We start from the raw sequence: 26183 nt of genomic DNA on the forward strand, positions 1-26183 counted from the left end.
CGGCCCCGGTCGGGTGCCTCAGCGGCGCTTCGCGGGACGCCGGCGCTTCGTGCCGTAGCCCGCCATGACGTCGAAGACGCCGAGGACGCGCTCGAACGCGCGTCCGGCCCTGCGCAACCTGCTCATCGCGGATCTGCCCTTCCGGTCGACTCCGTGCGGCGCCGACGGTCCCAGACGAGATCCGTGTGAGGCCGAGGGGGTCAGACCCACGCCATCGCGCGGCGGTACGTCCAGTACTCGCCCACGGGCTGCGCGAGCGAGGTCAGCTCGGCGAGCTCGTCGTCGGACAAGGTCACCGGCGCGAGGTTGGCCGCCAGCTGCCCCGGATCCGCGGCCCCGGACAGCACCACGTCGACGAACGGCTGCGCGGCGATCGCCGCGAGCGCCACCGCGTCCGCGCCGACCCCGTGCGCCGCGGCGACGCGCGCGAGCGGGGCGGGCGGGTCGACCACCAGCCGACCGTTGGCGACGCCCTCCTTGACCAGCACCCGCACGCCATCGTCGTGCGCGCTCGCCAGGGCGTCCCCGACCGAGGTCTCCAGGAGGTTCCACGTCGACTGCACCGCGGTGAACAGCGGCTCGCCGCCCACCCGCAGCGCGAGCCCGCGACCCACCGCGTCGGCCTGGTCGGGACCCGACGTCGAGAACCCGAGGCGCACCCCGCCGTCCCGCAGCCCGCCCAGCGCCTCCAGCAGCGGCCCGTCGTCGAACAGCGGGGAGTCCGTGGTCAGCGAGTGCACCTGGTAGAGGTCCGGCACGCCGAGCGTCGCCCGGGTCTCGGCCCACTGCGTGCGGAAGTGGTCGAGCGTGTGCTCCTTCACCTCGTGGACCTCGGCGTCGGGGTCCCAGCCCGCGGTGTAGCGGTAGCCCCACTTGCTGGAGACGGTGCATTCCCGACGACGGGTCGGGTGCGCGGCGAACCAGGCGCCCAGGAACTCCTCCGCACGGCCGTAGGACCGGGCGGCGTCGAAGGCCCGCACGCCGGCGTCCCAGGCGGCGTCGAGGGTGGCGTGGGCGAGGGCGCGCAGCTCGTCGACCGAGCGGTGCACGCCGTCGCGACCGACGTTGACGTAGGTCGGCCGGCCGAGCGCGGCCAGGCCCAGCGCGAACTCCGTCATCGCTCCAGCCTATCCATCGGCCCTGGTCAGGGCCGCCACGGCGCGATGTCGGGGGGCACGTCTAGACTCGCGGCCAACGCCCGGGCGGGTGTCGACGTCGAGGCCCCTGACGGGTCACCGTCGTACACCCCCGGCGCGCGATCGAGAAGTCCCGCCCGGAGGAGAACGAGCTGTGAAGTCCACCGTCGAGCACCTGTCGCCGACGCGCGTCCGTCTCGCCGTCGAGGTGCCGTTCGACGAGCTCAAGCCGACCTTCGACCAGGCGTACAAGAAGATCGCCCAGCAGGTCCGCATCCCCGGCTTCCGCCCGGGGAAGGCCCCCGCCCGCATCCTCGACCAGCGGCTCGGCCGCGGGGTGGTCCTCGAGGAGGTCGTCAACACCGCGGTGCCGCAGAAGTACGGCGAGGCGGTCGGCGAGGCGGAGCTGAATCCCCTGGGTCAGCCCGAGATCGAGGTCACCTCGATCGACGACGGCGACAAGATCGCCTTCACCGCCGAGGTCGACGTCCGGCCCGAGATCGCGCTGCCCGACTACTCGACGATCTCGGTGTCGGTGGACTCGGCCGAGGTCACCGACGACGACGTCGACGATCAGCTGACGGGCCTGCAGGCGCGCTTCGGCACGCTCAGCGGCGTCCAGCGCCCGGCGCAGACCGACGACTTCGTGGTCATCGACCTGTCGGCCACCGTCGGCGGCGAGGCCCTCGAGGAGGCCCAGGCGTCCGGGATGAGCCACCAGGTCGGTTCCGGCCAGCTCATCGAGGGCCTCGACGAGGCCCTCGAGGGCATGTCCGCGGACGAGACCAAGACCTTCACGACGAAGCTCGTCGCGGGCGACCACGCCGGCGAGGAGGCCGAGGTCACGGTCACGGTCTCGCAGGTCAAGGAGCGCCAGCTCCCGGAGGCCGACGACGAGTTCGCCCAGCTGGCGAGCGAGTTCGACACGCTCGACGAGCTCAAGGCCGACCTGCGCGAACGCCACGGCCGGGTGAAGAAGATGGAGCAGGCCGGCCAGGCGCGCGACAAGGTGCTCGAGGCGCTGCTCGAGGCGGCCGACATCCCCGCGCCGCAGGGCGTCGTCGACTCCGAGGTCGAGGTGCGCGCCCACGAGGCCGTGCACGAGTTCGACCACGACGAGGACGCGCTCACGAAGTACGTCGAGTCCCAGGGCCAGACCCGCGAGGAGTTCGACACCGAGCTGCGCACCACGGCCGAGCAGGCCGTGCGGACCCAGCTGCTGCTCGACGAGATCGCCGAGAAGGGCGAGATCCAGGTCGACCAGCAGGAGCTGATGGAGCGCATCTTCATGCAGGCGCAGCGCTTCGGCATCAGCCCCGAGGAGTACATCCAGCAGGCCCAGCAGGCCAATCAGCTCGGCGCGATCTTCGCCGACGTGCGTCGCGGCAAGGCGCTGGCCTCGGTGGTCCAGGCCGCCACGATCCTCGGCCCAGACGGCGAGGAGCTCGACCTCTCCGAGCTGTTCGGCACCGCACAGCCGGAGGCCGGCGACGAGGCCACCGACGCGGCCGAGGTCGCCGACGAGACCGCGACCGCCGCGTCGGGCTCGGACCAGGACGAGGACGCCGTCGTCGTCGAGTCCGCGGACGCCGCGGCCGGTCCGTCCGACGAGGCCACCGAGGTCGCGGACGCCGACACCGCCGCGAGCACCTCCTCCGCTCCCCAGGCCTGAGTCCCGTCCGGGCGCGTGTGCCCACAGCGGCTGTGCCCACAGCGAACACGCGCCCGGGACGGACGTTCCCGGCGGTGTCGATCGTTAGGGTCGATGGCAGCGCTGCGTCAGGTACCCCCAACACCCAAGGAAAGCAGGGACAGGTGAGCCAGCACCTCTCCGATCCGTCCGGGGCGGTCATGCGGTCCGCCGGCGGGTCGATGACGCTCAACGACTCGGTCTACGAGCGCCTCCTGCGGGAACGGATCATCGTTCTCGGCCAGGAGGTCAACGACACCATCGCGAACCAGATCTCCGCGCAGCTCCTCCTGCTGTCCGCGGAGGACCCGAACACCGACATCACGCTCTACATCAACTCGCCGGGCGGCTCGGTCTCGGCCGGCATGGCGATCTACGACACCATGCAGTGGATCGAGCCCGACGTCTCCACCGTGGCGATGGGCCTCGCGGCCTCCATGGGGCAGTTCCTGCTCTCCGCGGGCGCCCCCGGCAAGCGGCTCGCCCTGCCGCACGCGCAGATCATGATGCACCAGCCCTCCGGCGGCCTCGGCGGCACGGAAACCGACATCACGATCCGCGCGGAGTCGTTGCGCAAGCTCAAGCGCCAGCTCGCCGAGCTGATCGCCGAGCACACCGGGCAGACCTTCGAGCAGATCACGGCCGACTCCGACCGTGACCGCTGGTTCGACCCGTACGAGGCGCAGGAGTACGGCTTCATCGACCACGTCGTGACCCGGGCGAGCGAGACCCGCTCGAACGGCAACGGCACCAGCGCCTGAGGAGACGCACCATGAGTGAGCTTCACGTTCCGGGTGGGCGTGCCGCGGCGTCGCCGGAGGCCCGCTACATCCTGCCGTCGTTCGTCGAGCGGACGAGCTACGGCGTGAAGGAGTCGAACCCCTACAACAAGCTCTTCGAGGAACGGATCATCTTCCTCGGGGTGCAGATCGACGACGCGTCCGCGAACGACGTCATGGCGCAGTTGCTGTTCCTGGAGTCCAACGACCCGGACCGCGACATCACCATGTACATCAACTCGCCGGGCGGCTCGTTCACCGCGCTCATGGCGATCTACGACACCATGCAGTACGTCCGGCCGGACATCGCGACGGTCTGCCTCGGGCAGGCCGCCTCGGCCGCGGCGGTCGTGCTCGCCGCCGGTGCCCCGGGCAAGCGCCTCGCCGTGCCGAACGCGCGCGTGATGATCCACCAGCCGGCCACCGAGGGCTTCTACGGGCAGGCCTCCGACCTGGAGATCCAGGCCAACGAGATCACCCGCATGCGCCGGCTGCTCGAGACGACGCTCGCGAACCACACCAACCGCACCGCGGAGCAGGTTCGCGAGGACATCGAGCGCGACAAGATCCTGACGGCCGACGAGGCCAAGGACTACGGGATCATCGACGACGTCGTGGCCAGCCGGAAGCTCTCGGCGAACCGGTAGCCGCACGCGGTGGGTGGTCGGCGACGACCGCCCACCGCGTCGCCCGGCCGGGACGGCGCGTCGCCACCGGTCTCGGGCACACGACCAGCAGGATCGCCGCACCCCGAAGCCTCCCGCCCCGGCGGATCCGACGGGTACGGTCAATCACGACAGCGCGCACCGTCCGGGTGCGCCGGATGGGACACGGGGTCTGCTGCGATGGCACGCATCGGTGACGGCGGGGACCTGCTGAAGTGCTCGTTCTGCGGAAAGAGCCAGAAGCAGGTCAAGAAGCTCATCGCCGGGCCCGGCGTGTACATCTGCGACGAGTGCATCGACCTCTGCAACGAGATCATCGAGGAGGAGCTCGCCGAGGCCGGTGAGGTCAAGCTCGACGAGCTCCCGAAGCCCACCGAGATCCACGAGTTCCTCGACCAGTACGTCATCGGTCAGGACGACACGAAGAAGACGCTCTCGGTCGCCGTCTACAACCACTACAAGCGGGTGCAGGCGGGGGAGAAGAACCGGGAGAACGCCCGGAGCGACGACACCGTCGAGCTGGCGAAGTCGAACATCCTCATGCTCGGCCCCACGGGCTGCGGCAAGACCTACCTCGCCCAGACCCTCGCGAAGCTGCTGAACGTCCCCTTCGCGATCGCGGACGCCACGGCCCTCACCGAGGCCGGGTACGTCGGCGAGGACGTCGAGAACATCCTGCTGAAGCTGATCCAGGCCGCGGACTACGACGTCAAGCGTGCCGAGACCGGCATCATCTACATCGACGAGGTCGACAAGATCGCCCGCAAGTCGGAGAACCCGTCGATCACCCGCGACGTCTCCGGCGAGGGCGTCCAGCAGGCCCTCCTGAAGATCCTCGAGGGCACGACGGCGAGCGTGCCCCCGCAGGGCGGGCGCAAGCACCCGCACCAGGAGTTCATCCAGATCGACACGACGAACGTCCTGTTCATCGTGGCCGGGGCCTTCGCGGGCCTCGAGAAGATCATCGCCGAGCGCGTGGGCAAGGGCGGCCTCGGCTTCGGCGCGGACATCCGGTCGAAGGCCGAGATGGAGTCTGCGGAGTCGTTCGGCGACACCATGCCCGAGGACCTCATCAAGTTCGGCCTGATCCCCGAGTTCATCGGCCGTGTGCCGGTGATGGCGTCGGTGTCGAACCTCGACAAGCCCAGCCTGGTGCAGATCCTCACCGAGCCGCGCAACGCGCTGGTGAAGCAGTACCAGAAGCTGTTCGAGATGGACGGCGTCGAGCTCGAGTTCGACCCGGCCTCCCTCGAGGCCATCGCCGACCAGGCCATCCTGCGCGGCACCGGCGCGCGTGGTTTGCGGGCGATCATGGAAGAGGTCCTGAACCCCGTCATGTACGACATCCCCAGCCGCGACGACGTCGCCAAGGTGGTCGTCACCGAGCAGACGGTCAAGGACAACGTCAACCCGACGATCGTCCCGCGCCAGCCGTCCCGGCGGGAGCGCCGCGACAAGTCGGCCTGAGCCGCACCCGGACCCTGAACGGGCCGCTCATCACCTTCTTGCGTGATGAACGGCCCGTTCGCTTGTCACCGGGGGAGCCGCGCCTACAGGTGCGGGAACGCCGTCGACGACGAGGCCGGCCCGAACGGCAGCGGCGACGGCGCGACGTGCTGACCCAGGAACGCGATCACCTGCGGCAGGATCGTCGCGTAGTACGACCCGGTGTGCGCCCCGGGACCGATCCGCGAGTACTGCGGGCGCGCCACGTCGATGTAGCGCCGCACGGCCGGGGCGAACGCGTCGCGGTCGCCGCACCACATCCCCGTCGGGGTGCCGGCGAGCTCGGGGTAGAAGCGCAGCGGGTCGTTCGCGATCCAGTCGGCGGCGCCGGCGAACGGCCGCCGCGCGGCGACCGCCCAGTCGAGGAACAGGCCCGGGGACATCGCGGCGACCGCCTTTACGGGGGTCTGCCGCTGCACCCGGGCCCGGGCGTACATCAGCGCGCCCGCCCCGCCCATGGACACCCCGCTCGCGAGCACGGGGACGCCGGCGGTCTCCCGCGCCATGCCCCGCTCACCCAGCCACACGGGCAGCTCGTCGAGCAGCATCCGCATCGGGTCGTCGCCGGGGCGGAACGGGTGCCAGTAGTTGTCCCCGCCGTCGAGCGCGGCGACCGCGAACCGCGGGACCCCGGACGCCCAGGCCGTGCCCAGCGCGCGGCGCATCCCGGGGTCGCCCCACCAGAGCGCGTTGCCGCCCAGCCCGTGCAGGCCGACGGCCACCGGGAGGGTCGTGCGGTCGACCCCCGCGGGCGCGGTGATCACCAGCCGGACGGAGCGGTTCCGCGCCGCGGAGCGCACCCACTCCACGGTGGCGACCGCGTCCGGCGCGCGCGGGGGACGTGGCGCCGCCGGGACACGCTGCGGGATCGGCGCGGGGGTCTCGAACGAGCCGGCGAGAGACGTGGCGCCCGCGGCCAGCGCGCCCGCTCCGAGGACGGCGCCACCGCCGACGAGGAGCCGTCGACGGCTCACCCGCTGCTGCCCCGACACACCTCTCCCCTCGACCCCGCCGTTCTCCTGACGCGGTATCGGATCCGGCGTCGGGCGACGTTACCCAGGATCCTCGTCGACCCCGGTCACGCGGGAGGCCCCCGCGTAGATGTTCATCGACCGGCCACGCAGGAAGCCGACCAGCGTCATGCCTGCGTCCTCGGCCATCTCGGCGGCGAGCGACGACGGCGCCGACACCGCGGCCAGCGCGGGGATCCCGGCCATCACGGCCTTCTGGGTCAGCTCGAACGACGCCCGTCCCGAGACCATGAGCACCGTACCGGCGGCGGGTACCGCGCCGGCGAGCAGGGCGTGCCCGATGACCTTGTCCACCGCGTTGTGCCGGCCGACGTCCTCACGGACCGCGAGGAGGGTGCCGTCGGCGCGGAACAGGCCGGCGCCGTGCAGCCCGCCGGTCGAGTCGAACACCTTCTGCGCGGCACGCAGGGAGTCCGGGAGGGAGAACAGGACCTCGGCGGGGATCGTCACCGGGTCGTCGGCGGGGGAGAAGGCGGTGCGGGTGCGGACGGCGTCGAGCGAGGCCTTGCCGCAGACCCCGCAGCTCGAGGTCGTGTAGAAGCGCCGCTCCACCGAGTCGTCCGGCGGGGCGACGCCCGGGGCCAGAGCGAGGTCGAGGACGTTGTAGGTGTTGCGCCCGGTGTCGTCGACCGAGTCGCAATAGCGCGCCGTCGCGATGTCCTCGGCCGAGGTGATGACGCCCTCGGTGAGCAGGAAGCCGTGGGCGAGCTCGACGTCGTGCCCCGGGGTGCGCATCGTCACCGCGAGCGGCTTCCCGTCGATCCGGAGCTCGAGGGGTTCCTCGGCCGCGAGGGCGTCCGGGCGGCGGGCCACGCCCTGCTCGCGCACGCGGGTGACGGGGCGACGGACGGTCACTCTGCCCATGGGGGACACCTCGCTCGAATGGTGGGACCCGGACGACGGTGACATAGTCGCGGCGTCACACGCCCGTCACACACGGTTGCGCCCGTAGGAGGTCGCTGTGGGTTTCCTCGACCGCTCCGCCATCGTCGCACCACCGGGCTGGAGTCGCTGGCTCGTGCCGCCGGCCGCGCTGGCGGTGCACCTCGGGATCGGGCAGGCGTACGCCTGGAGCGTCCTCAAGACCGGTCTGGGCACCGGCCTGCAGCTCTCCGGGACCGCGACCGCGCTGCCGTTCCAGCTCGCGATCATCATGCTCGGTCTGTCCGCCGCGGTCGTGGGCACGACCGTGGAGCGGCGCGGACCGCGGTGGGCGATGTTCGTCTCCACGATCTTCTTCTCGGCCGGCTTCCTCGTCTCCGCCCTCGGCCTCGCGCTCGAGCAGTACTGGCTCGTCGTCTTCGGCTACGGGTTCCTGGGCGGCATCGGCCTGGGCATCGGGTACATCTCGCCGGTCTCGACGCTGATGAAGTGGTTCGCGGACCGGCCCGGTATGGCCACCGGCATCGCGATCATGGGCTTCGGCGGCGGCGCGCTCATCGCCTCGCCGATCGAGACCAACCTGCTCGCGGCCTTCGGGACGTCCCCCGGCGGGCTCGCCTCGACCTTCGCGGTGATGGGCGTCGGCTACGCGATCTTCATGTCCGTCGGCTGGCTGCTCATCCGCGTGCCCGCGGACGACTGGTCGCCGCCGAACGCCCCGCAGCAGGCCGCGCAGGCCGTCCGCGACGACCTGGCGGTCTCCGCGCAGACCGCGGTCAAGCTCCCGCAGTTCTGGCTGCTGTGGATCATCCTGTGCTTCAACGTGACCGCGGGCATCGGCCTGCTCGAGCGCGCGAACGACATCTACAAGGACTTCTTCGCGACGACGGGTCCGGCCCAGCTGATCGCCGGGGCCGCCGCGGCCTTCGTGTCGATCCTGTCGCTGGCCAACATGCTGGGCCGGTTCATCTGGTCCTCGACGTCGGACGTCGTCGGCCGCAAGAACATCTACCGGCTCTACCTCGGCGTCGGCGCCCTGCTCTACCTGGCGATCCTCACGCTCGGCGAGGGGAACAAGGTCGTCTTCCTCATCGCCTCGCTGCTGATCCTCTCCTTCTACGGCGCCGGGTTCGCGACGATCCCCGCCTACCTGAAGGACCTCTTCGGCACCTACCAGGTCGGTGCCATCCACGGCCGGCTCCTGACGGCGTGGTCGGCGGCCGGGGTGCTCGGCCCCCTGGTGGTCAACGCGATCGTCGACGCCCGCGGCGACATCGAGGGACCCGCCCGCTACAGCGTGTCCTTCACGATCATGATCGGCCTGCTCGTCGTCGGCTTCATCGCGAACGAGCTGGTCCGGCCGGTCGACCCGAAGCACTACGTCGGCACCGAGGCCCCGGTGCGTGAGGAGGCGGCACGATGAGCCAGGCGACGAGCGGTGGCCGGACCGTGCTCACGGTCGTGGCGTGGTTGTGGGTGCTGATCCCGTTCCTGTACGGGGTGTGGCAGCTGGTGATCAAGCTCCCCGCCCTGTTCTAGCCGGTCGTAGGATCGAGGGCGATGCGCTACGAGCCCGACACCTTCGACGCCGACGCCGCGGGCGACACCGACGCGGACGAACTCGCCCAGCTCCTCGCGGCCGCGGGGGGCGACACGACGGCGGGCGGTGGCGCCCTGGCGGACGCGATGGTCCGCACCGGACCCGACCCGGACGCCGTGCCGGCCGCCGAGCACGACACCGCCGAGGAGCTCGCCGCGCTGCGCGAGGTCGAGGCGGAGCTCGACCAGCGCTGGCCGGAGACGCGGATCGCGCCCTCGCTGGACCGGATCCGCGCGCTGTGCGACGTCCTGGGGGAGCCGCAGCGCTCCTACCCCGTCGTGCACATCGCCGGGACGAACGGCAAGTCGTCGGTCACCCGCATGATCGACGCGTTGCTGACGCGGATCGGGCCGCGCACCGGTCGCTACACCAGCCCGCACCTGCAGCGGGTCACCGAGCGGATCGCGCTCGACGGGCGGCCGATCTCCGCCCGCCGTTACGTCGAGACCTGGCAGGAGATCGCGCCGTACGTGGGCGTGGTCGACCGCGCCCGGGACGACGTGGACGGCGTGCACTGCTCGAAGTTCGAGGTCCTGACGGCGATGGCGTTCGCGGCCTTCGCCGACGCCCCGGTGGACGTCGCGGTCGTCGAGACCGGCCTGGGCGGCTCCTGGGACGCGACCAACGTGGCCGACGGTGCCGTCGCCGCGATCACGCCGATCGGGCTCGACCACCAGGACTACCTGGGGTCGGACCTCGTCGGGATCGCCAAGGAGAAGGCCGGGATCATCAAGCCGGGCTCGGTGGCGCTGCTGGCCCAGCAGACCCCCGAGGTCGCCCAGGTGCTCCTGGAGCGCGCCGTCGAGGTCGACGCCGAGGTCGCCCGGTCGGGCGTCGAGTTCGGGGTGCTCGAGCGGTCGGTCGCGGTCGGCGGCCAGCAGCTGCGCCTGCAGGGGCTCGCCGGCGAGTACGACGACATCTACCTCCCGCTGTTCGGCGAGCACCAGGCCGGCAACGCCGCGCTCGCCCTGGCCGCGGTCGAGGCGTTCTTCGGCGCCGGCGCCGCCCGCAAGCTCGACATCGAGGCCGTGCGCGACGCGTTCGCGGCCGTCCGCGTGCCCGGTCGGCTGGAGCGGCTGCGCTCGGCACCGACGGTCGTCGTCGACGCGGCGCACAATCCGCACGGGGCCGCTGCGGCCGCGGCCGCGGTGAAGGAGGAGTTCTCCTTCCGGCGGCTCGTCGGCGTCGTCGCGATCATGGCGGACAAGGACGCCGACGGGATCCTCGCCGCCCTCGAGCCGATCTTCGACGAGATCGTCGTGACCGGGATGTCCTCGCCCCGCGCGATGGACCCCGACGCCCTGGGTGCCCTCGCCGTCGGGCGCTTCGGCTCCGAGCGCGTCGTCGTCGAGACCCGGATGGACGCCGCGCTGGAGACCGCGATCTCGATGGCCGAGGAGACCTCCGACGACGGGGCCACCGCCGGCGGCGGGGTGCTCGTGATCGGGTCCGTGGTCGCGGCCGGCGAGGCCCGCACGCTGCTGGGGCGGGACCCGTCGTGAGCGAGGGGGTGGAGGAGGAGCCGGTCCGGCCGCCGGACCCGCGCCGCGCGTTCCGCGGCCCGGCGTCGGCCTGCCTGGTCCTGGAAGCCATCGCCGTGCCGCTGGTGCTGCCGGTGATGAACTACGTCGAGGGCGGCATCACCGCGGCCAAGCTGGCGCTCGTCGTGGTGCTGACCGTCGGGATGATCGTGGGCTGCGTGGTGATCCTGAAGCCGTGGGGCCTGCGCTTCGCGGTCGGGCTGCAGATCCTCATGCTCCTCGGCTGGGTGCTCTCACCGTCGCTCGGCCTGATGGGGCTGATCTTCTGCCTGGTCTGGGGCCTGATGCTCTGGATGCGCCGCGAGGTGATTCGTCGGCAGGAGGCCTGGTTCGCGGCGCAGTGAGGTGCCATGGTATGGCGATGGGCTCCGAGAACCGCGCTCGCCGCGCGCAGCGCTCGCGGGACAAGACACGGGAGGTCCGGCGGATGCGCCGCACCTCGATCGACGTCGACGACCTCGATCTGGACGCGCTCGACCATCGCTCCCTCCGGCCCCACGCCTCGGATCCACTGGGCCGCTGACCTCGCGGCTGCGCGCGCCCGGGCCGGCGACCAGCTTGTCGCGGGATCCCGGCCCCGAGGACCCACCTTGTCGCTGTGATTCCCAGCGACAGGGTGGGAGCGCGGCCACGAGAACCCGCGACAAGCAGCACCGATCACCCTGTCGTCGGGATCCGCCGCGACAGGATGGGAGCGCGGCCACGAGACGACTCGCGCTCGGCATGATCACCGAGCACCCTGGGCGGTCGCCGACGCGCCCGGGCCGCCGCAGGTGCTCGCTCGACGGTGCGACGGCCCCGCGGAGTCTGCGACGGGGGTCTCAGTAGGCTCGTGCGGGTCCCTGAAGCGTGAACGGAGAGGAGCGCCGTGTCCGACGAGCGCACCCTGGTGCTGGTGAAGCCGGACGGCGTGCAGCGCGGTCTGATCGGTGAGGTCATCTCGCGCATCGAGCGCAAGGGCCTGCGGCTGGCCTCGCTGGAGTTGAAGGACGTCGAGCGGTCGGTGGCCGAGCAGCACTACGCCGAGCACGCCGAGCGGCCGTTCTTCGGCGAGCTGATCGAGTTCATCACGTCGGGCAAGGTGGCCGCGATGGTCGTCGAGGGCCCGCGGGCGATCGCGGCGTTCCGGCAGATCGCCGGCGGGACGGACCCGGTGGAGAAGGCGACGCCGGGCTCGCTGCGCGGCGACCTGGCGCTGGAGACCGGGTCGAACATCGTGCACGGCTCGGACTCGCCGGAGTCGGCCGAGCGCGAGATCAAGCTCTGGTTCGGCTGAGTCGGAGACACCACGGGGGAGTGGTTCACCGGGGCCCTTATCCTGGTGAACCATGTCCCTCGATGTCTCGACCGCGCCGGGGTCGGTGTACGACCGGCTCGAGCCGTTGCTGCCGCGGGTGCGCAAGCCCGTGCAGTACGTCGGTGGTGAGCGCAACGCGACGGTGACGCCGTGGGAGGACGCCGAGGTCCACTGGGTGCTGTGCTACCCCGACGCCTACGAGGTCGGGCTGCCCAACCAGGGCCTCATGATCCTCTACGAGGTGCTCAACGAGCGGCCGGACGCCCTCGCCGAGCGCACCTACGCCGTCTGGCCCGACCTCGCGGAGCTCATGCGCGAGCACGACGTCCCGCAGTTCACGGTCGACGCGCACCGCCCCGTCGCGGCCTTCGACGTCCTCGGCGTCTCGTTCGCCACGGAGCTCGGCTACACGAACCTGCTGGAGATCCTCGATCTCGCGGGCATCCCGCTGCACGCCGCGCAGCGCACCGCCGAGCACCCCTTCGTGCTCGCCGGCGGGCACGCGGCGTTCAACCCGGAGCCGATCGCCGACTTCGTCGACCTCGTGGCGCTGGGCGACGGCGAGGAGGTCGTCGGGGACATCACCGACGTCGTGAAGGCGGCGAAGGCCGAGGGCCTCTCGCGCCACGAGACGCTCGAGCGGCTCGCCGGGGTGCCCGGCGTCTACGTCCCCGGCCTCTACGCCGTCGACTACCACGACGACGGGTCGATCGCGGCCGTGCGCCCGACCTCGCCCGCGGCGCCGGAGCGGGTCCACAAGCGCACCACCAGCGACCTGGACGACTGGCCCTACCCGCGCAAGCCGCTGGTGCCGATGGCCGAGACCGTCCACGAGCGGATGAGCGTCGAGATCTTCCGCGGGTGCACTCGCGGCTGCCGCTTCTGCCAGGCCGGGATGATCACCCGACCGGTGCGCGAGCGGTCCAAGCAGGGCGTCTCGGAGATGGTCGAGGCGGGCCTGGAGGCCTCCGGCTACTCCGAGGTCGGCCTGCTGTCGCTCTCCAGCGCGGACCACTCCGAGATCGGCGAGATCGCCAAGGGTCTCGCCGATCGCTACGAGGGCACCGGCACCGGGCTCTCGCTGCCCTCCACCCGCGTCGACGCCTTCAACGTCGATCTCGCCGAGGAGCTCACCCGCTCCGGGCGCCGCTCGGGCCTGACGTTCGCCCCGGAGGGCGGCTCGGAGCGGCTCCGCCGCGTGATCAACAAGATGGTCTCCGAGGAGGAGCTCATCCGCACCGTCGCCACGGCCTACGAGCACGGGTGGCGCCAGGTCAAGCTGTACTTCATGTGCGGGCTCCCGACGGAGACCGACGAGGACGTCCTGCAGATCGCGACGATGGCCCACGAGGTCGTCCGGGCGGGCCGGCGGGCGTCGGGTCGGGGCGACGTGCGGACGACGGTGTCGATCGGGGCCTTCGTCCCGAAGCCGCACACGCCGTTCCAGTGGGCGGCGCAGACCGCTCCCGAGGTCGTCGACTCCCGGCTGCGCCAGCTACGCGAGGGCATCAACTCCGAGAAGTCGCTCGGCCGCAACATCGGCCTGCGCTACCACGACGGGCAGCCCTCGCTCATCGAGGGACTGCTCTCCCGGGGCGACCGCCGGGTCGGGCGGGTCATCGAGGCGGTCTGGCGCGACGGCGGGCACTTCGACGGCTGGAGCGAGTACTTCTCCTTCGAGCGTTGGGAGAGCGCGGCGGCCCGGGAGCTGCACGGTGTCGACCTGTTCTGGTTCACCACCCGCGAGCGCGACCAGCACGAGGTCCTGCCCTGGGACCACCTCGACTCCGGGCTCGACCGCGGGTGGCTCTGGGACGACTGGCAGGACGCGCTGGACTCCCGGGAGCAGGACGACTGCCGCTGGACGCCGTGCTTCGACTGCGGCGTCTGCCCGCAGATGGGCACCGAGATCCAGATCGGCCCGACGGCGGGGGAGATGGCTCCCGGTCGGATGCTGCCGCTGACGCCCGTGGAGACCCGCACGTCCACGCCGGTGCACAACCCGAGGCTGGGCTCGTCGTGAGCTACAAGGGGGAGGCGGCGCACCCGTCGGCGCCGACCGTTGCGAAGGTCCGGATGCGGTTCGCCAAGCGCGGCCGCGCCCGCTTCAGCTCGCACCGCGACGTCGCCCGGGCGATGGAGTGGGCACTGCGCCGCGCGGGCGTCCCGGTGTCCCTCTCCCAGGGCTTCAGCCCGCACCCGCGGCTGTCGTGGATCGGTGCCGCCCCGACCGGCGCGGCGAGCGAGGCCGAGTTCGTCGAGATCGGGCTCACCCGGGACCTGGAGCCCGAGGCCCTCGGTCGCGAGGTGGGGGCGGTCCTGCCCGAGGGCGTCGTCGTGCTCGACGTGGTCCGGGCCGGCCCGGGCGCGCTGGCCGACCGCATCGACGGCAGCGCCTGGCGGATCGAGATGCCCGGCGTCGACCCGACGGACCTGCGCGCGGCCGTCGCCGCCCTGCTCGCCCGGGAGGCCGTCGAGGTCGAGCGGATGACCAAGAACGGCCCGCGGATGCTGGACGTGCGGTCCGCGCTCGTCGCCCTCGACGTCATGGAACCGCTCGGAGAACGTCACCCGGACGATGAACGAACGTCCGATGACCCGGGCCCGACACGCCCGGACGCGAGCACCGACCGCCGTACGCATGCGCGCTCGGCCGTGTGTGGGACACTGTCGACGGTCGTACGACACACCACGCCGGTCGTGCGACCCGACGACGTGGTGAGCGCACTGCGCACGGTCGCAGGGCTGGAGCCGCCCGTCCCCGTCAAGGCGACGAGGACGGCGCAGGGCCGGCTCGACGACACCGGAGTGCTGCTCGACCCGCTCGAGGTGGACCGCGACCCGATCGGCCGCTGACCCGCACCGGGTGGCACGTCCCGAGAGTTGCGGTGACCGCCCGAGCGTGCTGGGACGGCCACCTCAGGCGAACCACGCGATGCCCTCGTGTGGCCGCGACCGCGAGGTCGCGCCCGGGGGCGAAGGAGTTGCATGACCGAGAACGACGCCCTCCCCGAAGCGTCATCAGCGTCGGAGACCGCCCCCACGACGGAGGCGGGCCGCCCCGACGCCGCGGCGCTGGCCGCGCTCCCCGAGAAGGTGCGGGTCCACGCCGTGGCACGGCTGGTCGGCTCGTCCAGCCGCGAGGTGCTCGCGGTGCTCGCCCGCCTCGAGGTGGCGGCGCGCAGCGCCCAGTCGAGCGTCGACCGCCCCACCGTCTCCCGCGTGGTGGAGCACTTCTTCCCGAGCGCGCCGGCCGAGGAGCCGGCCGTGCCGGAGGTGCCCCCGGCGCTCCCGGATCTCCCCGACACCGCGGAGTCCGTGAACTCCCTGGAACCCCAGGAACCGGCCGAGGCGCCGGTGACCGGCGCGATCTCGTCGGCCCCGGCCGCACCGGCCGCGCTCTTCCTGGCCCCGGACGTCACCACGCCCGCGACGCCCGCCGGTGAGGACGACGGGTCCACCGGGGGCGGCCGCCGCCGGCGCCGGGGCAGCCGGTCCTCCGGGGTGGTCACCCCGGACCGCACCGAGACCCCCGAGGAGCCGACCGGCCCGGCCGTCGACGAGACGTCCGAGGACGAGACCGCGGACACCTCCGGCCCGGCCACCGACGGCACCGACTCCGACGGTGACGACGAGTCCGGCCGCCGGCGCCGCCGCCGCGGTCGCCGCGGTCGTGGCCGCGGCCGGGGCGGGGACGACGGGCCCGACGACGAGTCGACCGACGACGACGGCTCCTCGGACGAGTCCGAGGACAGCGGGGACACCGAGGACCAGTCGGACTCCGACGACACCGAGGACGCCGACGACGGGGCCGAGGACTCGTCGGAGTCGGGGTCCGGGTCGTCGCGCCGCCGGCGGCGTCGTCGCCGTCGCGGGTCGGACGACTCGGGTGACTCGTCGTCGACGCCGGACGACCCGCCGAACACCGTCACCCACGTCCGCGAGAAGACCGAGCCGAAGCGGTCCAGCGACGACGAGGTCAAGGGCGTCAAGGGCTCGACCCGCCTCGAGGCGAAGCGCCAGCGGCGTCGCGACGGCCGGGAGGCCGGCCGCCGTCGGCCCTCGATCCTCTCCGAGTCGGAGTTCCTGGCGCGCCGCGAGGCCGTCGAGCGGACCATGGTCGTGCGCCAGCAGGCGGACCGCAGCCAGATCGGCGTCCTCGAGGACGGCGTCCTGGTCGAGCACTTCGTGGCGGGCATCGGCCAGAACTCGATGGTCGGGAACGTCTACCTGGGCCGCGTCCAGAACGTGCTGCCCTCGATGGAGGCGGCCTTCGTCGACATCGGGCGCGGTCGCAACGCCGTGCTCTACGCGGGCGAGGTCAACTGGGACGCCGCCGGGCTGGACGGCAAGCAGCGCAAGATCGAGCACGCCCTCTCGTCCGGCGACTCGGTGCTGGTGCAGGTCACCAAGGACCCGGTCGGCCACAAGGGCGCCCGGCTGACCACCCAGATCAGCCTGCCCGGCCGCTTCCTGGTCTACGTCCCCGGCGGCGGCGCCACCGGCATCAGCCGCAAGCTGCCCGAGCCCGAGCGCAAGCGGCTCAAGGACATCCTCAAGCGCATCGTCCCCGACGAGGCCGGGGTCATCATCCGCACGGCCGCGGAGGGGATCGAGGAGGCCGAGCTCGACGCCGACGTGCGTCGCCTGGCCGCCCAGTGGGAGGTCATCGAGCGGACCGGCAAGGACGCCGCCGAGGGCAAGGGCAAGAACAAGCCCAAGGTGCCCTCGCTGGTGCACGAGGAGCCGGACCTGCTGATCCGCGTCGTGCGCGACATGTTCAACGAGGACTTCTCCTCGCTGGTGATCTCGGGCGAGCAGGCCTGGGAGACCCTCGAGGGCTACATCTCGCACGTCGCGCCCGACCTCGTGCCCCGCCTGTCCCGCCACACCGGCCCGGAGGACGTCTTCGCCGCGTACCGCATCGACGAGCAGCTCGTGAAGGCCCTCGACCGCAAGGTCTGGCTGCCCTCCGGCGGCACCCTGGTCATCGACCGCACCGAGGCGATGACCGTCGTCGACGTCAACACCGGCAAGTTCACCGGCTCCGGGGGCAACCTCGAGGAGACGGTCACCCGGAACAACCTCGAGGCCGCCGAGGAGGTCGTGCGCCAGCTGCGGCTGCGCGACATCGGCGGCATGATCGTGATCGACTTCATCGACATGGTCCTGGAGTCGAACCGTGACCTCGTCCTGCGCCGGCTCACCGAGTGCCTCGGGCGCGACCGCACCCGCCACCAGGTCGCCGAGGTGACCTCGCTCGGCCTCGTCCAGATGACCCGCAAGCGGGTCGGGCAGGGCCTGCTCGACGAGTTCTCCACGGTCTGCGAGCACTGCAAGGGCCGGGGCGTCATCGTCTCGTCCGAGCCGGTGATCGGGACGAACGGCGGCCACGCGCACGAGAGCAGCAAGGGCTCGTCCTCCGGCTCGAACGGCTCTTCCTCCGGCTCGAACGGGTCCTCGAACGGCTCGTCCGACGCCGGGTCGAACGGCTCCGGCGGCTCGTCCGGGTCCGGTCGCCGCCGTGGCCGGGGCCGTCGGGGCGCGAGCTCCGAGGGCGGCTCGCCGACCACGGTCGCCGCGACGGCGAACGGGGCCGGGCACGTCCCGAGCCCCGCCGACGTGGCCGGCCGCCGGCCCGCGACGGCCGAGGAGGCCGGGGAACCCGAGGAGACCGAGGTGGCCCTCGAGGCCGACCTCGCCGAGGAGTCGACCGGCACCCCCGAGGAGACCGACACGACGCCGGACACCGACGCGGCGGCGGAGCAGAGCGCGACCGACGCCGGGGACTCCGGGGACTCCGGGGACTCCGAGGTCGCCCTGGAGGCCGACCTCGCCGAGGAGTCGACCGGGGAGCCGGCGCCGGAGCCGGCGGGGGCAACGCGGGCGGACGGGACGGTGGACGCCGCCGAGGACGCGGAGGAGGCCGCCGACGAGGCCCCCGAGGGTCCGGAGGTGGCGCGCGCGGCGGGTCCGGGCGAGGAGAGCGTGGCGCCGGAGCTGTCCGCGGCCCCGGCGTCCCCGGTCGCCGCGCCGGTCTCGGAGGAGCCCGACCAGCCCGAGGAGCCGTTCATCACGGGCCGCATCGGGGCGATGGCCCCGTCACAGCCCGCGACGGAGCCGGAGGCCGAGGAGCCCGAGGAGACCGCACCCGCCGTCGGGAACTCCGAGCCGACGCCGAAGCGCCAGCGGCGACGTGCCGCGTCCCGCCCCGCCGGACCGCCGGTGGCGGTGGGCGGGAACTGACCCCCGCGACCCGCCGTCGGGAAGGCGGCGGGTATCGTGGAGCGAGCAGTGCCGGGGTGGACCACGTCGGCACACGGTGAGGCGCCCTCGCGGGCGGGCCTCCCGACCCGAACCGAACGCCCAGCACGACAGGAGCCTGCGTCCGAGATGTACGCGATCGTGAAGACCGGCGGCAAGCAGTACAAGGTCGCGGTCGGCGACGTCCTCGACGTGGAGCTGCTGGACGGCGACTCGGTCGACCTGCAGCCCGTGCTCGTGGTCGACGGCTCGACCGTCCTGTCCTCCGCCGACGACCTCGCGAAGGTCTCGATCACCGGGACCGTCCGCGGTGAGGCGAAGGGCCCGAAGATCAAGATTCTGAAGTACAAGAACAAGACCGGCTACAAGCGGCGCCAGGGCCACCGCCAGCGCTACAGCCAGGTCGAGATCACCGGCATCTCGAAGTAAGGGAGCGGAACACATGGCTCACAAGAAGGGTGCGTCCAGCTCCCGCAACGGTCGTGACTCCAACGCCCAGCGGCTCGGGGTCAAGCGCTTCGGCGGCCAGGTCGTGAAGGCCGGCGAGATCCTCGTCCGGCAGCGCGGCACCAAGTTCCACCCGGGCGTGGGCGTCGGCCGCGGTGGGGACGACACCCTGTTCGCGCTGATCCCCGGGGCCGTCACCTTCGGCACCAAGGCCGGGCGCAAGAACGTCAACATCGTGCCGGTCGAGGCCTGAGCCTCTTCCAGCAGCAGCACCAGGCGAGGGGCGGGCCCGATCGGGTCCGCCCCTTCGTCTGTGTCGAGGAAGGCATCATGGCTCGTTTCGTCGACCGCGTGACCCTGCACGTGACCGCCGGCTCCGGTGGGCACGGCTGCACCTCGGTGCGCCGGGAGAAGTTCGTCCCGCTCGGGGGTCCGGACGGCGGGAACGGCGGGGGCGGCGGGGACGTCGTGCTCGTCGCCGACCCCGGCGTGCACACCCTCCTGGACTTCCACCACCGCCCGCACGCGGTCGCCGGCAACGGTCGCCCCGGGCAGGGGTCCTTCCGCAACGGCGCGAACGCCGAGGACGTGGAGCTCGCGGTCCCCGAGGGCACCGTCGTGATGTCGGCCGACGGCGAGGTGCTGGGCGACCTCAGTGCGCCCGGGATGCGCTTCGTGGCCGCCGAGGGCGGTCGCGGGGGGCTCGGCAACGCCGCGCTCGCGAGCCCCGCCCGCAAGGCGCCGGGCTTCGCCCTGCTCGGCGAGCCGGGGGACTCGCGCGACCTCGTGCTCGAACTGCGCTCGATGGCCGACGTCGGGCTGCTCGGGTTCCCCTCGGCCGGCAAGTCGTCGTTGGTCAGCGCGCTCTCGGCGGCTCGTCCGAAGATCGCGGACTACCCCTTCACCACCCTGACCCCGCACCTCGGCGTGGTCAGCGCCGGGGAGTCGACCTTCACCGTCGCGGACGTGCCTGGGCTCATCCCGGGCGCCTCGGGCGGGAAGGGCCTCGGACTGGACTTCCTGCGGCACATCGAGCGCTGCTCGGTCCTGGTGCACGTGGTCGACTGCGCGACCTTCGAGTCCGACCGCGACCCGGTCTCGGACATCCGCGCGCTCGAGGCCGAGCTCGCCGCCTACACCCCAGCGCTGGGCACGGACCTCTCCGAGCGGCCCCGCATCGTCGCGCTGAACAAGATGGACGTCCCGGACGCGGCCGAGCTCGCCGAGCTGGTCCGGCCCGACGTCGAGGAGTTCGGCTGGCCGGTCGTGGAGATCTCCACCGCCGCGCACACCGGGCTGCGCGAGCTGACGTTCCTCATGGCGGCGGCCGTGGACGAGGCGCGGGCGTCGGCGCTCGTCACGGTCCCGCCACGGGTGGTGCTGCGGCCGAAGGCGGTCGACGACACGGGGTTTACGGTCGCGGCGGACACCACCGTCGACCCGGTCGAGGGGCCGGCGTGGGTGGTGCGCGGCGAGAAGCCCGAGCGGTGGGTCCGCCAGACCGACTTCAGCAACGACGAGGCCGTGGGCTACCTGGCCGACCGGCTCGCAAAGCTCGGCGTCGAGGAGGCGCTCGCCGAGGCGGGCGCGTCGGCCGGCGACATGGTCACCATCGGCGTGCACACCTTCGACTGGGAGCCCTCGACCCCTGCCGGGATCGCGGCCCTCGGCGGGCACATCCGCGGCACGGACGTCCGGGTGGACAACGTCGGGCGGGCCGACCGCAGCTCCGCGGCCGAACGCAAGGCCGCCAAGGTCGAGCGGCGCCGGCACCGCGACGACGCCGAACTCGGTGTCCCCTCCTGGGTCGACGGGGGAGACTCCTACGGGTGGGACGAGGAGTGATCCCGGGGGCGAGCGAAGCGACGGGGGCGAGCACCGGCTCCCGCGCCACCGTCCAGGGCGCGCGGCGGCTCGTCGTCAAGATCGGGTCGTCGTCGCTGACCAGCGTGTCCGGCGGCCTCGAGGTGTCCCGGCTGGACGCGCTGGTGGACGCGGTCGCCGGACGGGTCGCGTCCGGGACGCAGGTGATCCTGGTGTCCTCCGGGGCGATCGCCGCCGGTCTCGCGCCGCTCGGGCTCACCCGCCGTCCGCGGGACCTCGCGACGCAGCAGGCCGCGGCCTCGGTCGGGCAGCTGCACCTCACGCGGGCCTACGCCGACGCGTTCGCCCGGCACGACCGCGTCGTCGGGCAGGTCCTGCTCACCAGCCACGACGTCGTCCGCCGAGCGCCGTACCGGAACGCCCAGCGCACCTTCGAGCGCCTGCTCGGGCTCGGGGTGGTGCCGGTGGTCAACGAGAACGACACCGTGGCCACCGACGAGATCCGGTTCGGCGACAACGACCGGCTCGCCGCCCTCGTCGCGCACATCGTGGGGGCGGAGGCGCTGGTGCTGCTCTCCGACGTCGACGGCGTGTACGACGACGACCCGCGGGCGCCCGGCGCCGCGATGATCGACGAGGTGCACGGCATGGCCGACCTCGCGTCCGTGCGGGTCGCCAAGCCCGGCGCGTCGTCGATCGGCACCGGGGGGATGGCCTCCAAGCTCGCGGCGGCCGACCTCGCCTCCGGCGCCGGGGTGCCGGTGCTCGTGGCGGGCGCGGCGGACGCGGCGCGGGCGTTGACGTCCGGGGAGGTCGGGACGGTGTTCGCGCCGACCGGGCCGCGGCTGTCGGCCCGCCGGTTCTGGCTGCGGCACATGGCGGGCTCGCACGGGCGGCTCCATCTCGACGACGGGGCGGTGCGCGCGGTGGCGTCGGGCCCGGCGGCCCGCCGCCGGTCGTTGCTCGCCGCCGGGATCACCGGGTCCGACGGCGACTTCGAGGCCGGGGACGTCGTGGAGCTCGTCGGGCCGCACGGGGACACCGTCGCGCGGGGCGTGGTGGCGTTCGACGCCGAGGAGATGCCGGAGCTCGTCGGCCGCAAGACCCGCGACCTCGCTCCCGAGTTCCGCCGCGAGGTGGTGCACGCCGACGACCTGGTGCCGGTGGGCCGTCGTCCCGCCCCGGACCCGGCCGCCCACGCCTGAGGAGCGCCTCCGGGTCGCCGCACGATGTCGGCGGCGGCACACGGCTGACGTCGCGGTCCGAGACGCAAGATCCTGTCGGGAAGAGCGGACCGATCGGTCCCCGCCCCACTTCGCGCGGCAGAACGAGATCTTGCGGCTGGGGCACGCGCGCCGCCGCCCGGAACCGCCCACGCCTGAGGATCGACGTGATCGGCATACTGGTCCGATGAGCACTCCCGCCGACATCGTCACCGACTGCGGCGAGCGGGCGGCCGCGGCCGCGCCGGCCATGGCGGCGGCGAACGACGCGCAGATCGCCGCGGCGCTGCGCGGGATGGCGGACCTGCTCGTCTCGAAGGCGCCCACGCTCGCCGTCGCGAACGCCGCGGACCTCGAGGCGGCGAAGGATGCCGGGATGACCGGCGCGCTCCTCGACCGGCTGAGGCTGGACTCGGACCGGCTCATCGCGCTGGCCGAGTCGCTGCGGGTCCTGGCGGACGTGCCGGTTCCGCCGCGGGACACCGTCGTCGAGGAACGGCCCGACGGGCTGCGGCTGATCGAGCGGCGGCGGCCCGTGGGCGTGATCGGGGCGAACTTCGAGGCCCGGCCGAACGTGGTGATCGACGTGGCCTCGCAGCTGGTGAAGTCCCGCAATGCGGGCGTGCTGCGGACCGGCGGCGCGGCGCTGGCCTCCGCGAGCGCCCTGATGGCCGACGTGGTGGGGCCCGCCCTGGCCGTGGCCGGGCTGCCCGCGGACGCGGTGACCCTGGTCGGCGACGCGAGCCGGGAGTGCGCCGTGGAGCTGGTGCGCCGTCCGGGCCTGATCCCGCTGGTGATCCTGCGCGGCTCAGGGGAGACCACGCGCTCGCTCGGCCTCGAGGCGGCGCAGCACGGGGTGCGCACCCTCGCCCACGCCGACGGCGGCGGGGTCCTCTACGTCGACCGCGCGGCCGATCCGGATCTGGCCGCGAAGCTCGTGACGGAGTCCGTGGACCGGCTCGGCGTCTGCAACCGGCTCAACCTGCTGCTCGTCGACGCGCCGCAGTGGGACGCGGTGTCGCCGATCCTCGTCAAGCTGCTCGCCGATGCCGGGGTGACGGCATCGCTGCCGCCGCACGACCACGCCCTGGGCCACGAGTGGGCCCTCGACGACGGGCACGAGGCCACGGTGACGGTGGCGCCCGCCCGGGGCCCGGCCGACGCGGCCGCGATCGCGAACCGGGAGACCTCGGGGCTGGCCGCGACCGTGGTGACCGCCGACGAGGCGGCGGCGCGGACCTTCCTCGACACCTACGCCGGCACCGGCGCCTTCTGGAACGCCACGACGCGCCTGCTCGACGGGTTCAAGCTGCGCCGCGTGCCGGAGACCGGGATCAACGTCGACCACGTGCCGGGGCCCCGCGGTCCGGTGGTGTTCACGGACCTGGTCCTGCGGCAGTTCGTGGTGGTCCCGGCGTCCACGGCCGTCGGGCTGGGGTGATCCCCGGGCCGGCCCGACGCCGGGGCCACGGCCGGGCACCGAGGTGCCCGGCCGCTCCCCCCGGCGGCCGCGACCGGCGTGGCCGGCCGCGGGGCGACGGCCCGTCCCCCCACGCGCCGTCGGGGACAAGGAGTACCGAGAAGATCGGGTCCTGACCACCGCGCCCGAAAAAGTCGACCCGAAGAACGCGCCGACCAGGTATTTCTCCCGGCCCTCGCGGGCATACCGGACGGTATGGGGGAGCAGTCGAGGCGGGCGGGGGAGCCGGGTCGGCGGCCGGCGCCGGTGGAGCGCGACGGGACGCCGCGCCGGGAGCTCGCGCACTGGCTGCGCCGGGCGCTCGCGGAGCACGGTGAGCCGACCCTGGAGACGATGCTCCGCGGTCTGCCCGACGACGCCCGGCTCAGCCGGTCCGCGCTGGCCAAGGCCCTGCGCGGGGAGACGTTCCCGGAGCTGCCGCTCGTGCGGTCGGTCCTGCGCACGGCCGGGGCGGACGACGCCGAGATCGAGGCGTGGGCGGAGTACTGGCACCACCTCGACCGGCTCGAGAAGCGCCGCCGCCAGGGCGAGGCGGTCGTCGCCACCCCTCCGCGCTGGATCGAGGGCGACCCCGCCCCCGAGCCGGCTCCCGTGGTGGAGGAGCCCCCGGCCGACCCGGCTCCGGAACCAGTTCGTCCGTCCCGACGGCGGGTGGGCCGGGGATGGCTCGTGGCGGTCGGGTCCGCGGTGGTCGGGGCCGGCCTCACCCTCCTGGTCGTCGCGCTCGTCGAGGGCCGGCTCGGGCCGTCCGAGCCGTCCGCCGCCACCGTTCTCGACCCGGTGACCTCGTCGGTGCCGAAGACGTTCCGGCTGGTCGGGAACTACAACGGCCTACCCGAGGGCACCCTGCTGTGGGCGACGACGTTCGACCCCGGCACCGGCCGCTACTTCCCGCAGGACAAGCCGTGCGTCACACGCGACGACGAGTCGTTCGACTGCGGCCAGTACTACCTCGGGCGCCAGTTCGCCCCGGACACCGACCCGTACCGCGTCGACCTGTTCGTCGCCGACTCCGGCGCCAGCAACTCGCTGCTGCAGTACCAGATCGACAAGGGCGGCCCGGACGGTCCGAACCCCGGGCTCACGGCTCTGCCGCCCGGCACGACCGTCATCGGCACCCGCACCTACCGACGGTCCTGACGACGGGTCAGACCCGGCGGCGGAAGCGCGCGGTGGCCCCGGCGACGACGGCCGCCAGGCCGGTGACACCCGCCGTCAGGAAGAGGTAGGAGCCGAGCCACACGTGCTTGGACAGCTCGTAGTAGCCGTCCCCGGCCACGGCGAGCGTGACGATCCCCAGCCCGAGCAGTGCGGCGCCGCCGGCGACCCGGACGAGCCCGACGACGAGCGGGTCCCCACGGCGGGCGCGGGGGAGGAGGGTGGCCGCGGCCGCCCCGAGCGCCGCGACGACCAGCGCGAGCGGGAGCCACCCGAGGGCGATCTCGTCCAGCCACCCGACGAGCAGTGTCGTCTGCGGGCCGGCCTCCGGGTAGACCGTCCGGCCCTCGAAGTGCTCGGGCGCGGTCCCGCGGGGTTCGGACGGCAGGTAGGTCAGCTGGGGCCGCATCGTCGCGGTCAGGCCGCGGCCGACCATCGTCGCGAACGCGTCCGGGTGCGCGAGGAGCAGGCTGCGGGCGACCGAGCGGGCTTCGTCGGGGCGGTCGCCGACGGCGGTCGCCCAACCCGGGATGCCGAGACCCCCGGCGACGTAGAACCCCTCGCCGGAGTGTGCCGCGGCGCTCTGCGGGAGACCGACGGCGGGGACGACGACGTCCGGGCCGACCTCCGGCATGACCGCGGTGAAGAGCAGGTTGTGGGCGTTCACGGCCGCGTAGCTGCGGTCCTGGCCCTCGACGGCGGCGCTCACCGGGTGGGCGGCGCCGGCCAGGAGCGCGACCGCGACGAGCGGGCCGGCCAGGCGCCACACCCGACCGCGCAGGCCACCCTCCCGCCGTCGGGACCGGACGACGATCACGGCCGCGGCGGCCGCTGCGACCAGCCCGATGGGGACGAAGCCGGGCTTGGCGGTGGCGCCCGCCAGCCCGCCGAGGCCGACGAGCGCGAGCGCGACGAGGCGCTGGACCCGGTGGTCGGGCCGGGTGCCCGCCACCACCAGCAGCCCGACGAGCAGCACGGCCACCGCGACCAGGGCGGTCGGCTCGGCGTAGAGCGAGACCAGGAAGCGCGACCACCACGAGACCGCCAGCAGCCCGACCAGCGGGAGCACGACCAGCGCGGCGCGCCACGGCCGTACGGTCGCGAGCGTCGCGGCACCGATCCCGACGGCGAGGGCGGCGATCCCCGCCAGCAGCCACGCGTAGGAGGTCAGCGACCAGACCCCGGCGTCGCCCGGCACCACGAGCCCCAGCAGGAACGACGACGAGGACGGTGCCGCCGTGCAGGGCTCCGCGCCGGTGGTGAAGGACGTGACCACCACGCCGCGCCACAGCGAGAACCGCGACGGGGTGTCCGGCGTCAGCCCGGCGGTGCAGAACAGGCGGAACGCGTCGCCGTTGTCGCCGGCGCCGATGAGGCCGCCGCCGAGTCCGGGCAGGGTGACCAGGCCGATCCGCAGGGCGAGCCCGAGCACCGTCGCGAGGGCGGCCGAGAGCCCGACGGCGACCGGGATCGCCACGGCGCGGGGCACCGCGAGCACGGCGTCGCGCAGGTCGCCCGAGGCGGTGCGCAGGCCGTGGCGCAGGGAGCGGCCCGCCCGGTCGCGCAGCTCCGTGCCGCGTCGGCCCCGGGCGGGGAGAGTCGTGAGGTCGATGCTCCGACCGTACGAAACGCTCTCAGATGTCACTCATCCGGGTCCTGC

Annotated in this window: 23 protein-coding genes; 19 read left to right on the forward strand and 4 right to left on the reverse strand. The window is 73.3% G+C overall.

Annotated features, from left to right (window positions below):
* Positions 1–200: 200 nt before the first annotated feature.
* Complete coding sequence (locus tag QRT03_RS28755; protein ID WP_286056598.1) at positions 201–1118, reverse strand: aldo/keto reductase; 918 nt, start codon at positions 1116–1118, stop codon at positions 201–203.
* A 172-nt stretch (positions 1119–1290) separates the two neighbouring features.
* Here QRT03_RS28755 and tig point away from each other — a divergent pair, with 172 nt between their 5' ends.
* The 4 genes from tig (at position 1291) to clpX (ending at position 5737) form a co-directional block, all read left to right on the forward strand.
* Positions 1291–2808 (forward strand): trigger factor, encoded by a 1518-nt coding sequence (gene tig / locus QRT03_RS28760; protein ID WP_286056599.1) that lies wholly within the window; start codon positions 1291–1293, stop codon positions 2806–2808.
* A gap of 179 nt (positions 2809–2987) precedes the next feature.
* Positions 2988–3587 (forward strand): ATP-dependent Clp protease proteolytic subunit, encoded by a 600-nt coding sequence (locus QRT03_RS28765; RefSeq protein WP_286056805.1) that lies wholly within the window; start codon positions 2988–2990, stop codon positions 3585–3587.
* An 11-nt stretch (positions 3588–3598) separates the two neighbouring features.
* On the forward strand, positions 3599–4252 hold the full coding sequence (locus QRT03_RS28770) for an ATP-dependent Clp protease proteolytic subunit (RefSeq protein ID WP_286056600.1): 654 nt from the start codon (positions 3599–3601) through the stop codon (positions 4250–4252).
* A 198-nt stretch (positions 4253–4450) separates the two neighbouring features.
* Positions 4451–5737 (forward strand): ATP-dependent Clp protease ATP-binding subunit ClpX, encoded by a 1287-nt coding sequence (gene clpX / locus QRT03_RS28775; RefSeq protein WP_286056601.1) that lies wholly within the window; start codon positions 4451–4453, stop codon positions 5735–5737.
* 83 nt (positions 5738–5820) lie between these two features.
* Here clpX and QRT03_RS28780 read toward each other — a convergent pair whose 3' ends face one another.
* Entirely contained in the window at positions 5821–6750 is a 930-nt protein-coding gene (locus tag QRT03_RS28780) for an alpha/beta hydrolase (protein ID WP_286056602.1), read from the reverse strand.
* A 78-nt stretch (positions 6751–6828) separates the two neighbouring features.
* Entirely contained in the window at positions 6829–7671 is an 843-nt protein-coding gene (gene fdhD / locus QRT03_RS28785; RefSeq protein WP_286056603.1) for a formate dehydrogenase accessory sulfurtransferase FdhD, read from the reverse strand.
* Positions 7672–7768: 97 nt separating this feature from the next.
* Between fdhD and QRT03_RS28790 the strand changes: the two genes are divergently transcribed.
* The 15 genes from QRT03_RS28790 to QRT03_RS28855 all read left to right on the forward strand — a co-directional run bounded on the left by QRT03_RS28790 (position 7769) and on the right by QRT03_RS28855 (position 24505).
* Entirely contained in the window at positions 7769–9112 is a 1344-nt protein-coding gene (locus QRT03_RS28790; RefSeq protein WP_286056604.1) for an OFA family MFS transporter, read from the forward strand.
* Entirely contained in the window at positions 9109–9228 is a 120-nt protein-coding gene (locus tag QRT03_RS32265; protein ID WP_425604925.1) for an MFS transporter small subunit, read from the forward strand. Before QRT03_RS28790 ends, QRT03_RS32265 begins: the two co-directional genes overlap by 4 nt.
* Positions 9229–9249: 21 nt before the next feature.
* Positions 9250–10791 carry a bifunctional tetrahydrofolate synthase/dihydrofolate synthase gene (gene folC / locus QRT03_RS28795; protein WP_286056606.1) on the forward strand — a complete coding sequence of 514 codons (1542 nt, stop codon included), beginning with the start codon at positions 9250–9252 and terminating at the stop codon, positions 10789–10791.
* Positions 10788–11174: a DUF4233 domain-containing protein gene (locus tag QRT03_RS28800; RefSeq protein ID WP_286056607.1), complete on the forward strand. Its 387-nt coding sequence runs from the start codon at positions 10788–10790 to the stop codon at positions 11172–11174. The genes folC and QRT03_RS28800 overlap by 4 nt, the downstream gene beginning before the upstream one ends.
* A gap of 11 nt (positions 11175–11185) precedes the next feature.
* A complete protein-coding gene (locus QRT03_RS28805; RefSeq protein WP_286056608.1) occupies positions 11186–11353 on the forward strand; it encodes a hypothetical protein in 168 nt (55 codons plus the stop codon).
* A 345-nt stretch (positions 11354–11698) separates the two neighbouring features.
* Positions 11699–12106, forward strand: coding sequence for a nucleoside-diphosphate kinase (gene ndk, locus QRT03_RS28810; RefSeq protein ID WP_286056609.1), 408 nt, complete (start codon positions 11699–11701; stop codon positions 12104–12106).
* Positions 12107–12158: 52 nt separating this feature from the next.
* On the forward strand, positions 12159–14150 hold the full coding sequence (locus QRT03_RS28815) for a TIGR03960 family B12-binding radical SAM protein (RefSeq protein WP_286056610.1): 1992 nt from the start codon (positions 12159–12161) through the stop codon (positions 14148–14150).
* A complete protein-coding gene (locus tag QRT03_RS28820; protein WP_286056611.1) occupies positions 14147–14983 on the forward strand; it encodes a TIGR03936 family radical SAM-associated protein in 837 nt (278 codons plus the stop codon). The genes QRT03_RS28815 and QRT03_RS28820 overlap by 4 nt, the downstream gene beginning before the upstream one ends.
* A 132-nt stretch (positions 14984–15115) precedes the next feature.
* Positions 15116–18373 (forward strand): Rne/Rng family ribonuclease, encoded by a 3258-nt coding sequence (locus QRT03_RS28825; protein WP_286056612.1) that lies wholly within the window; start codon positions 15116–15118, stop codon positions 18371–18373.
* Between the two features lie 147 nt (positions 18374–18520).
* Entirely contained in the window at positions 18521–18820 is a 300-nt protein-coding gene (gene rplU, locus QRT03_RS28830) for a 50S ribosomal protein L21 (RefSeq protein ID WP_286056613.1), read from the forward strand.
* A 13-nt stretch (positions 18821–18833) separates the two neighbouring features.
* Positions 18834–19091, forward strand: a complete 258-nt coding sequence (gene rpmA, locus QRT03_RS28835; RefSeq protein ID WP_018335422.1) for a 50S ribosomal protein L27 — start codon at positions 18834–18836, stop codon at positions 19089–19091.
* Positions 19092–19168: 77 nt separating this feature from the next.
* On the forward strand, positions 19169–20683 hold the full coding sequence (obgE, locus tag QRT03_RS28840; RefSeq protein ID WP_286056614.1) for a GTPase ObgE: 1515 nt from the start codon (positions 19169–19171) through the stop codon (positions 20681–20683).
* On the forward strand, positions 20683–21867 hold the full coding sequence (gene proB, locus QRT03_RS28845; RefSeq protein ID WP_286056806.1) for a glutamate 5-kinase: 1185 nt from the start codon (positions 20683–20685) through the stop codon (positions 21865–21867). The genes obgE and proB overlap by 1 nt, the downstream gene beginning before the upstream one ends.
* Before the next feature lie 205 nt (positions 21868–22072).
* Entirely contained in the window at positions 22073–23326 is a 1254-nt protein-coding gene (locus QRT03_RS28850) for an aldehyde dehydrogenase family protein (RefSeq protein WP_286056615.1), read from the forward strand.
* Positions 23327–23560: 234 nt separating this feature from the next.
* Positions 23561–24505, forward strand: coding sequence for a hypothetical protein (locus QRT03_RS28855; protein WP_286056616.1), 945 nt, complete (start codon positions 23561–23563; stop codon positions 24503–24505).
* A gap of 7 nt (positions 24506–24512) precedes the next feature.
* Here the strand turns inward: QRT03_RS28855 and wsfD are convergent, their stop codons facing one another.
* Entirely contained in the window at positions 24513–26168 is a 1656-nt protein-coding gene (wsfD, locus tag QRT03_RS28860; RefSeq protein ID WP_286056617.1) for a glycan biosynthesis hexose transferase WsfD, read from the reverse strand.
* Positions 26169–26183 lie beyond the last annotated feature (15 nt).

This window comes from Actinomycetospora termitidis, assembly GCF_030286555.1.
Classification (GTDB): domain Bacteria; phylum Actinomycetota; class Actinomycetes; order Mycobacteriales; family Pseudonocardiaceae; genus Actinomycetospora; species Actinomycetospora termitidis.